We start from the raw sequence: 5,575 nt of genomic DNA on the forward strand, positions 1-5,575 counted from the left end.
CTCAAAGCAGCCTGATCTTCTCCCCTCCACGTATTTCCGGGGAGCAGCACTAGTACCAACCAGTGCAGGCGATGTTGTAGGTCCACTGAGGGTTTGTGTAGGGGCTTCCGAGCCACTCGCTCGCGCCGCACGCCCGGTACCAGACACCGCCGTCGTCGTACTTCTCAGGCAGGGAGGCGCCGGTTTGGGTGTAGATCCGGTTGACGAACGAGTCCCATGTCTTGCCGCCGTTGTACGAACGGTCGTAGTAATAGGCAACCGTATTGCCGTCGAGTGCTTGGAGCCAGCTGTCGACGTAGTTGTGCCCGTCGCTCTTCGTGTAGCGATGAATCTGCACGGTGTTCCCGAACTGAGTCCCTGGACGCCAGGTGGCCTCGTTCGTCACGTCCGTAACGGTCCTGGAGGTCGCCGCCGCTGTGCCGACGGCCGGCCCCACGAGCGCGGCCGACACAGCCAGCATCACGGTCGCTGACACCAGTCCCATCCGCTTCGCCATAATCCACCCCTCTCCATTGCTGATATGCCTATGTCAACATCGATGGCCGACGCAACCACCAGCCCCGCCACGAGTTGGCCGGAAGGTCGCGATAATGAACCGGAAACCCTCTGTGACCGGACACGGTGACCAAGCCGCGCAAGCGGCCAGACGTTTCGGCCGCCGAGCTGGAGAGCGCGCCGGGCCCGAACGGATACCCGGTCGAGACGTGGCGGGCGCCGGTGACCCACGGGCACGGCCGCGCCCCTGCTGCGCGAGGCCACACATGGAACTTCCGGCCGATCAGCGTCGCCACCCGCGCGCCGGTCCACACCTGGTCCTCGTCCCAGCCGTGAGCGGCCGGGCCCTGCTCAAGGTAGGCGGCCAGCTTCTCCTGGCAGCGCGCGGACAGCTTGCAACGCCGGCCGCTCGTCCCTCGTGAGGCCAGGGCCGCCACCCCGCCCTCCATCCACTCCTGGCGCCACCGATAGGCCGACTTCGAGCTCACCCGCAACCTGCGGGCGACCTCCGGCGGCCCCAGCCCATCGGCGAACAACCCGGCGGCCTCCAGCCGCACCTCCTCGCGACGCTGGCGACCTTTCGCCGTCAGCCCGCCCCCATCCACATATCGCATACCTACGACATAGCGCGCAAGTGACCATCAGTCAGCTACATGAACAGGCCAATCACCCCGAAGCGCCGAAGTCAGTAACTCCTGCACGACCTCGCCGGGTTGGTCGGCCAGGCGGTTGGTCCGGCGATGGTAGCGCTCGACGACTCCGGGAATCTGCTCGCGGAACGTCTGCCGCGGGCGGCAGAGCACCGGGCACACCGTCGCCGCAACCTCACCGAGACGACGACCCGCGGTCCGTCCACTGGCACGTCCGCGACCACCCTCCCGTGGAACCCGTGCCCCGCCCCGTAGGCGTCCCGCATGCGGGGCACGGCGCCGGATCGTCCCGGGTCTGCGCTGTCACCCGGATCCAGCCGGCTTCATCTGCCACGTCCTCGATGACCAGTGTCGACAACCCCGAAAACACCACACTCACAGGCTCGTTGACATCCAGCACGCCATGCCAACGATGCCGGTGACCCTTCGGTACCACCGATTACGGGACAGGGCCGAATTCATGACACTCCCGTTCCGGGACGGCGGTGCGCAGGGCGGCGGTCAGGCGGGTTGGGCAGGGCAGAGGATGGTGGTCTGCAGTGCGGGCAGGCCTTGTTGCCAGTTCTGGTCCTTCGCCTGGGTCGCGTTGTTGAACTCGTAGTAGATGTAGGGCACCCAGTTGAGGTTGAGCTGCTGGCGGCAGGAGAGGTCCGCGGGAATCTGGACGCCGACCTTCACGGTACGGGTGGCTCCCGGGGGAATCGGCGTGTTGAGGTGGAGCGCCGCGTTCTTGTCGGTGTGGGTGCAGTCGGTGATGTCGCCGGTGCAGGAGACGACGGCGTAGGCGTTCTGGTTCTGGTTCTCGGGCCAGGTCGCCTGAAGGAACTCGTAGACGAAGTTGATGTCGGTCGACTCGGTGTTGGTCAGGGACAGGGTGACGGTCAGCAGCGTGCCCGCCGTTGCGGTGTGCTGGTCCACGTACACGGCTGCCCCGGGGACGGCGGCGGCGTCCGGGGGGAGCGGCGGAAGGTGCGGGGTGGGCAGAAGGTACGGGGCCAGCGGGGTGGGGGCGGCCGTCGCGGCGGGTGCCTGGGCGAGCAGCACGGTGACGGCCGTCGCGGCGGCGGCCAGGGCTGCTGCCGGGCGAAGGGTACGTGAACCAGCCATCCGGGAGCTCCTGTATCGTCAATGGTTAGGTGGACAGAAGGAATTGACGTGCAGTCGGTTTCGGATCCGGAACCGGATCCAGCTGGGTTTCCGATCCCGGGGGCAGGCTGCCATTGGTCCGCCGGCAGGCCGGCCCCCAGGGTGGCCGGATCCGCTCACTTGCGAAAACGCGTGTGCTGCTCCTGGCCGAGCTGCCCGTCGCCGCAGTAGATGCGCGGTTTACCGTGACGGGTGGTCGGGCCGCTCATGCCGAGCCGCCCGTGCATGCGGCGGCCACCGCCGTGCCTGCCGCAAAGACTGCGTTTCGCGCTGATCCGGTTTGCTGCCGGGGTGGGTGCGGCGCTCCCCGGCCCACCCCGGCGCACCAGCTGGCGCTGGTACGCCGGGGTTCCCAAGTAGTTAGAAGTGCTTCCAGACGCCGCACGAGGAGAGGCGACTGCCGTTCCAGTTGCAAATCCTGGCCTGCACGATGCGGTAGTTGTAGGTTCGTGCCTTTGATCCCAGGCCGTCGAGGGTGATGGCGTGCGGTTCGCCGTTGGAGAGGTAGAGATCCAGGCCCGCGCCGATGCCATCGTCACTGTCATCGGTGATTGTCCCGATCGCGCCTTCCACATAGGCGTAGTCGCACAGGCCGCGGTCGCAGCTCGACCAGCCGGTCCCAGCGGCACTGGCCGGGCTGGCGGCCAGCAGTATCGTCGCCGCGAGAACGGGTAGTACCGCCCCTGCCGCTCGCTTGATCATTAGAGCCTCCTTCTTTCGTGCTTCCTGCCGAGTGATCCGGTTCCGATTCCTTGGCAGCGTGCCCCGGTGTGGCCATCCCCCTGGCGCCGCGCTCTCGGAGGGGACTCCGCCGGCGTGCTCAGCCGATCGTGCCCATACGCGCAGACGGCTGTTTCACGGGACCCTGCAAGTTGTCCGAAGAGCCGGTGGAGACTCCACAGTGCGGCCTGTTTGATTGTCCATCTACAAGGGGCCGATCGATGGCCAAGTGGGCAGCGGACAATCCGGTTTGGCCGCGGACAAGGGCAAGGGGGCACGGGGCGGCTGGTGCTGGACGTCCGCAGGGGCGGTTCAAGGGGGAGACCGAGGAGGCGGATGCCCTGGCCCGGTTCGTGCGGGAGGTGACGTCGGGGGTCACTGTCCGCGAGCTTGCCCGGCGCTACCCCATCGGCAAGACCAGTTGGGGCGAGTACCGCTGCGCGGAGAAGGACATTCCGTGGCACCTGCTCCATCCCGGTCAGTCCTGGAACGGCGGCCAGGTCTACGGGTGGGACTGCAACGGGCCGGACTGGCAGAATTGGGCCCTCGCCTCGGTGAACGGTCGGACCGGGGGCCGCCACCTACGACGCGCGAACCCTAGACGCGGTACTGCAGGACAGCAACGGCAGCGCCATCACCCGCTACTCGTGGCAAGGATGGGACCACCAGCCCAGGAACCAGCAGTGGTATTTCACCGACACGGGCCAAATCGTGAACGCCTGGAACGGGCACTGCCTGGACGCAGACCCCGCACCGGCTTGAGGTTCCCCCGAGGTGCGGAAGGTTGCCGGACATGGCCTGATGGACCATGAGAAGGGAGTCTCTGTCATGGCTGCACCGATGAAATACCCGCCCGAGTTGTGGCAGCGCGCTGTTCCCGCGTACCGGGCTACCGATCCGAAGCCCGTGATCCGGCAGATGGCCCGCGATCTCGGAGTTCACCACGAGGCCCTGCGGAACTGGATCCGTCAGGACGAAGCGGACCGGGGCGAGCGTGACGACCGGCTGACCACCATGGAGAAGGAGGAGCTGGCCGTTCTGCGCAAGGAGAACGCCGAGCTTCGCCGGTCCTGCGAGATCCTCAAGGCCGCCTCAATGCCGCTCAGTTAAGCGCATACCCGTGCATCACTGGCGGTTCGGCGATGAGGATCTGGCAGTCAGCTCTGATGGACGGGCTGGGTTGGTCACGACGTTTCGGGGCGTATCTGCTCCTTGAAGGTCTGCGCTGGCGGGGGCACTGCCGGAGCCCACGCTTGGGAAACCTGTCGCGAAGGAGTTCGTCGAGGAAGTCATCGCGCTCCTGCCGTTGCTGCCGTGTGGTGAGTAGGGCTCTGGGGCGGGCCGCGGACGGCAGCGAGCAGCTCGTGGCCCCCGTGCCCGGAGTGGGCACGGGGGCGGTGAGGTGGCCGGCGCGGCTGCACACCCTGGCGGGCGGGGACGCGGGCGGCGATTTCTGGTACTGGCGGGCGGTGGCGCGTGATGCGGCGGTCCTCCCCAAGGTGGTGGAGGTCGCGCATGCGCTGCTGGATCCGGTGATGGCCGAGTTGGTGTGGCGGGACAGCGGGGCCGGGCGGCCCCGGGCGCTGCCGGCGGACGGGGCGTTCTGCCGGCGGCTGGGCGAGCGGGTGGGGCGCCGGCGGCTGGGGCCGCTGGTCGCGGTCGACTTCGACGGGCCGCTGACTGCCTGGATGGGCGCGCATCCGGTCGACCGTGTCGGCGACGATGTGGCGGATGGCCGGGTTGGTGGTCGCCTCGTCCCAGGTCTGCACGCCGGCCCGGGCCTCGGCGGGGTCGGGTGGGCTGTCGCTCGCGGCGTACTCGCCGAGGGCTTCGGCGCGTTCGGCGAGCAGCGCGTGGGCGGAGGCGTGGACCAGGTCGGCCTTGCTGCGGTAGTGGGCGTAGATCGAGCCGGCCGAGAGGCCGGACTCGGCCGTGATGTCGGCGATCGAGGTCCGCTCCAGGCCGTTGCGGCTGAAGCAGCGTACGGCGGCCTCGGTGATCTGGGTGCGCCGGAGTTCTTTGCGTGTGTCGGTGAGCCGTGGCACTGCGCCCTGTGTCAAGAAGAATTGACGTTCTGCTGGCGGAGGGGGCTGTACAGAATCTCTGCTCTGTTTTGGTGCGGGGGCGGGTCGGCGGGGGCGGGTCGCGGGTGGACGAGCCCGGCCCGGGAAGCGGTCCGGGGGGTGTGCTGCCCGTTCCCGTGAACGGGGCCGGGCGCCTGGGCATCGTGGCGCGGGGGCGCCGCGGTGCGCGGCCTAAGGTCCTTGGAGCGTTGGTGATCTGACGGTCTGCCGGTTCGTGGGCGCGGCGGCTAACGTACGGGTGCAGACTTGATGACGCTTCGTCACCAAGTACCGCCGTGGGTCCGCCACGGCCTGCGCAGTACGGACGGGACTCCGTGCCCGGACGCACCCACACCTGCCGAAGACGTCCATCGTGCGGCTGGAGGCCTCATGAATCCCCTCTCCGTTTCCCGCCGGCGGCGCCTGCGCGCTTGCGGCGCCGCGGGGGGCCCCGGGGCGGGGGGCGGCGGCCCCCGGGCCCGCGCCCCCGCGCCCCCCCTC

General features: G+C 68.7%; 6 protein-coding genes and 1 pseudogene. 1 reads left to right on the plus strand and 6 read right to left on the minus strand.

Translation table 11 applies throughout. The features are described from left to right. Window positions 1-49: 49 nt before the first annotated feature. From ACFV61_RS32825 to ACFV61_RS32845, 5 genes and pseudogenes are all read right to left on the minus strand, one after another. A complete protein-coding gene (locus ACFV61_RS32825) occupies window positions 50-496 on the minus strand; it encodes a hypothetical protein (RefSeq protein WP_380342216.1) in 447 nt (148 codons plus the stop codon). A 28-nt stretch (window positions 497-524) separates the two neighbouring features. After that, window positions 525-1,109: a transposase gene (locus ACFV61_RS32830; protein ID WP_380495653.1), complete on the minus strand. Its 585-nt coding sequence runs from the start codon at window positions 1,107-1,109 to the stop codon at window positions 525-527. A gap of 75 nt (window positions 1,110-1,184) precedes the next feature. Then, window positions 1,185-1,515 (minus strand): annotated as a pseudogene (locus ACFV61_RS32835) (transposase family protein); the annotation flags it as partial. Between the two features lie 131 nt (window positions 1,516-1,646). Then, complete coding sequence (locus ACFV61_RS32840; RefSeq protein ID WP_380342210.1) at window positions 1,647-2,252, minus strand: hypothetical protein; 606 nt, start codon at window positions 2,250-2,252, stop codon at window positions 1,647-1,649. A 399-nt stretch (window positions 2,253-2,651) separates the two neighbouring features. Continuing rightward, the gene (locus ACFV61_RS32845) at window positions 2,652-2,993 is read right to left on the minus strand and encodes a hypothetical protein (RefSeq protein WP_331745277.1); all 342 of its coding nucleotides are present in this window, start codon (window positions 2,991-2,993) and stop codon (window positions 2,652-2,654) included. An 846-nt stretch (window positions 2,994-3,839) separates the two neighbouring features. On the opposite strand from ACFV61_RS32845, the gene ACFV61_RS32850 reads away from it, so the two are divergent. Beyond that, window positions 3,840-4,121: a transposase gene (locus ACFV61_RS32850; protein WP_380426483.1), complete on the plus strand. Its 282-nt coding sequence runs from the start codon at window positions 3,840-3,842 to the stop codon at window positions 4,119-4,121. A 179-nt stretch (window positions 4,122-4,300) separates the two neighbouring features. Here ACFV61_RS32850 and ACFV61_RS32855 read toward each other — a convergent pair whose 3' ends face one another. Next, window positions 4,301-5,056: a TetR/AcrR family transcriptional regulator gene (locus tag ACFV61_RS32855; protein ID WP_380495654.1), complete on the minus strand. Its 756-nt coding sequence runs from the start codon at window positions 5,054-5,056 to the stop codon at window positions 4,301-4,303. Between the last annotated feature and the right edge of the window lie 519 nt (window positions 5,057-5,575).

This window comes from Kitasatospora sp. NPDC059817 (genome assembly GCF_042731835.1).
Lineage (GTDB): Bacteria > Actinomycetota > Actinomycetes > Streptomycetales > Streptomycetaceae > Kitasatospora.